This window comes from Lapillicoccus sp. (assembly GCF_025353065.1).
Taxonomy (GTDB): Bacteria; Actinomycetota; Actinomycetes; order Actinomycetales; family Dermatophilaceae; genus Lapillicoccus.
The window spans coordinates 1-3370 of the sequence record NZ_JANXRJ010000227.1 but is presented as its reverse complement, the minus strand read 5'-3'; the positions used below and the strand labels follow the sequence as shown (position 1 = coordinate 3370).

The window sequence follows — 3370 nt, the reverse complement described above, 5'->3', positions numbered from 1 at the left end:
CCCAGCTGGCCGGCTACTTCGCCGGCGAGCGGCGCGACTTCGACGTGCCCCTCCACCTCGTCGGCACGCCGTTCCAGCAGCAGGTGTGGAGCCTCCTGCGCCAGATCCCCTTCGGCGCAACACGGACCTACGGCTGGATCGCCGCAGAGATCGGCACCACCGCCGCGCACGCCCGGGCGGTCGGCCACTGCGTCGGCCACAACCCCGTCTCGATCCTCGTGCCCTGCCACCGGGTCGTCGGCGAGAAAGGCACCCTGACCGGGTATGCCGGTGGGCTCGAGCGGAAGACCGCGCTGCTCACGCTCGAGGGTGTCCTCGTGCCGGGTGCCACGTCGGTGAGCCGCTCGGTCGACCCGACCCTCTGGTAGACAGCAACCCGTCGGATGACGCCGCCAGACGCACGACCCGAGGACGCCCACCCGTGCCCGACCCCCCGCCCGTCAAGCTCCCCTTCGAGACCGTCGTCGCCACCCACGGGGCGACGGTCCTGCGGGTATGCCGCGCGGTCCTCGGCCCGGTCGACGCGGACGACGCCTGGTCGGAGACCTTCCTCTCGGCTCTGCGCGCCTACCCCGCGCTCCCGGCCGACGCCAACCTCGAGGCGTGGCTCGTGACCATCGCCCACCGCAAGGCCATCGACGTCACGCGGGCCACCGCCCGGCGCGCCATCCCCGTCGCCGAGATCCCGGAGAGACGGCACACGGCTGCTTCCGCGAACGACCGCGACCTCGACCTCGTTGCCGCGGTCGCCGCCCTCCCACCGCGCCAACGCGAGGCCGTCGCCTACCGCTACCTCGCCGGCCTCACTCACGCCGAGGTCGCGGAGCTCGTCGGGCGCCGTCCGGATGCCGTGCGGCGAGCGGCCGCCGACGGGATGGCCACCCTGCGCCGCACCTACCCCGGGCTCGCCGACGAGGACGGGGCCACACCATGACCCACGCCGTCGACCCGGCTCGGGTCTCCTTGCGTGACGCGGTCCCCGCGTCGACCGACGACCTGACCCGGCTGCGGGCCAGCCTCGCTGCCCGCGCGTCCACCGAGGACCTGCTCGACGTCGCCTACCGCGACCTCGACACCCCCGTCGGCCGGTTGCTGCTCGCCGCGACCGACGGCGGCCTGGTGCGCGTCGCCTTCGACGGCGAGGGAGAGGACCGCGTGCTCCAGGAGCTGTCCGACCGGATCAGCCCGCGGGTGCTGCACGCCCCGGCACGCCTCGACGCCGTGGCGCGCCAGCTCGACGAGTACTTCGCGGGGCGCCGGCGCACCTTCGACGTGCCGCTCGACTGGCAGCTGTCCTCGGGCTTCCGGCGCAGCGTCCTCACCCACCTGGCGACCGGCGTCGACTACGGCCACACCGCGACGTATGCCGCCCTGGCCACCCTCGCCGGCAGCCCGCGAGCCGTCCGCGCGGTCGGGACGGCCTGCGCCACGAACCCCATCCCGGTTGTCGTCCCCTGTCACCGGGTCGTCCGCTCGGACGGGACGATGGGCCGTTACCGCGGCGGTTCCGAGGCCAAACGGACCCTTCTCGACCTCGAGACGGCCGCCGCGGGCCCGGTCCGCGTGCAGGCCGCACCAGTCGGACGGGACGATCCCCCTGTCTGACCCCTGACCGGGCCCTCAAGAGTGACTTCGTCCCGTCCGAATGACCTGTGGAGAACTCGGAGGGGACCCCGGACTCCGACAGGCTGGTCCTCATGACCGATGAGCGAGTGCTGGTGGCCCTGCGGCAGCACGGAGGAGCCGCCTCCTCCGCGGTCCTCGTCGACGCGTCCTCGAGGCACGCCCTGCGCGTCGCGCTGCGTGAGGGCGCCATCCGCCAGGATGGCCGGGGTCGATACTCCTTGCCCGTGGCCGAGGACGGTCGCGCCGCCGCCAACCGGATGACCGGGGTCGCCTCGCACCTCACGGCCGCCGCGCACTGGGGGTGGTCCATGAAGACGGCGCCAGCGCGTCCGATGATCACCGTTCCTCGCAACCGCAACGTCCCGCCGGCCGACCAGAAGGCCAGCCAGATCAGCTGGCGGACCCTTCCTCCGGACGACGTGGTCGACGGGTGCGTGACCGGCCCGGTGCAGACGGTCCTCGACTGCGCCGTGATGCTGCCGTTCGACGAGGCCCTCGCTGTCGCCGACTCGGCCCTGCGTAGCGGCACCGTGACCAGGACCGAGCTCGAGGACGCCGCGGCCGCCATGTCTCGGGGAGGCCCCGCCGCGCGTCGCGTGGCGCGCGAGGCCTCGCAGGAGGCGGCCAACCCCTTCGAGTCGGTGCTCCGCGCGATCGCCCTCGGGGTCACCGGCCTCCGGGTGCGTCCCCAGGTCGAGATCGAGGGCGACGGCTTCTTCGCTCGGGTCGACCTCGGCGACGAGGAGCCGCGGATCGCGCTCGAGGCCGACAGCTTCGAGTCCCACGGGGCACGTCGGCAGCTGGCCGTCGACGCCAAGCGTTACGACGAGATCGTCATCCAGGACTGGTTGCTGCACCGTTTCGCCTGGGAGCACGTGATGTTCGAGCAGCCATGGGTGACGCGGATGCTCGAGGGTCTCGTCCAGGTGCGCAAGTCGCGCCCGGCCAAGCGTCGGCGCATCTCCGTCAAACGGGCACAAGCCGCCTGACCCGCGCACCGCCCCGCACGTGACTCGAGTTCGTCCCGTTCGACGGACCGTGGGCCGACGGTCTGGCCGGGGTGGAGCGGCGCCCACGACGGCTCGGGGGGTCTCGCCATGGGCGCCGCGATCAGGGCCAGCCGGAGGGAACCGGGAACTCGATCTCCGGGTATCAGGCTGGAGGGCCTCCGTCTGCGTGGGACGGAGGCGCGTTGTTGCCACCCTAGGGCCTGAACGCAACACTCGCGACCGTTCGGGCGAACTCTCCGCGCGGTTGCCCGGAAGCGGCCACGGCCGGGACCGGACACACTCCCCGGCCGAGCCCGGCCGCACCCGAGCCCCAGCGGCGTCAGGCCTCGCCCACGTCGATCAGGACCTTGCCGACGACGCCCGACTCGACGGCGGCGTGGGCGGCCGCCGTCTGCTCGAGGGGGAAGTGGTGCAGGGGGAGACCGTGCTCCTCGCCGACGCCGAACGCGCCGTCGGTGATGGCGGCCGCGATGTCCTCGGCCGCGGCCTGCAGCGCCTCGTCGCCGACGGTGTAGAGCAGCACCCACTGGAAGCGTGCGTTGGTCGAGAAGGTGTCGCGCACCCGCAGGGTCACCTCGTCGCCACCGTTGTTGGCGTAGATGGCGATGGTCCCCCTGGGCCTGATGACCGCGAGGTCGAGCGGCAGGTTGGCAGCGGGCGCGACCTCGACGATGATGTCGACACCCGCGTGCGCGACGGCGCGGATCGCGGCGGCCGTGTCGCCCTCGCGGTAG

At 73.3% G+C, this 3370-nt stretch carries 5 protein-coding genes; 4 read left to right on the top strand and 1 reads right to left on the bottom strand.

The features are described from left to right. The 4 genes from Q0R63_RS17360 to Q0R63_RS17345 form a co-directional block, all read left to right on the top strand. On the top strand, window positions 1-368 hold a 368-nt coding region (locus Q0R63_RS17360; RefSeq protein WP_295700067.1), incomplete at its 5' end, for a methylated-DNA--[protein]-cysteine S-methyltransferase. 53 nt (window positions 369-421) lie between these two features. Next, window positions 422-934, top strand: a complete 513-nt coding sequence (locus Q0R63_RS17355) for a sigma-70 family RNA polymerase sigma factor (RefSeq protein ID WP_295700064.1) — start codon at window positions 422-424, stop codon at window positions 932-934. Then, on the top strand, window positions 931-1605 hold the full coding sequence (locus Q0R63_RS17350) for a methylated-DNA--[protein]-cysteine S-methyltransferase (protein WP_295700062.1): 675 nt from the start codon (window positions 931-933) through the stop codon (window positions 1603-1605). Before Q0R63_RS17355 ends, Q0R63_RS17350 begins: the two co-directional genes overlap by 4 nt. Window positions 1606-1697: 92 nt before the next feature. Further along, window positions 1698-2615: a hypothetical protein gene (locus tag Q0R63_RS17345; protein WP_295700060.1), complete on the top strand. Its 918-nt coding sequence runs from the start codon at window positions 1698-1700 to the stop codon at window positions 2613-2615. Window positions 2616-2955: 340 nt separating this feature from the next. Here the strand turns inward: Q0R63_RS17345 and Q0R63_RS17340 are convergent. Then, window positions 2956-3370: zinc-binding dehydrogenase (locus Q0R63_RS17340; protein ID WP_295700058.1), on the bottom strand; the 415-nt coding region annotated here is incomplete at its 5' end.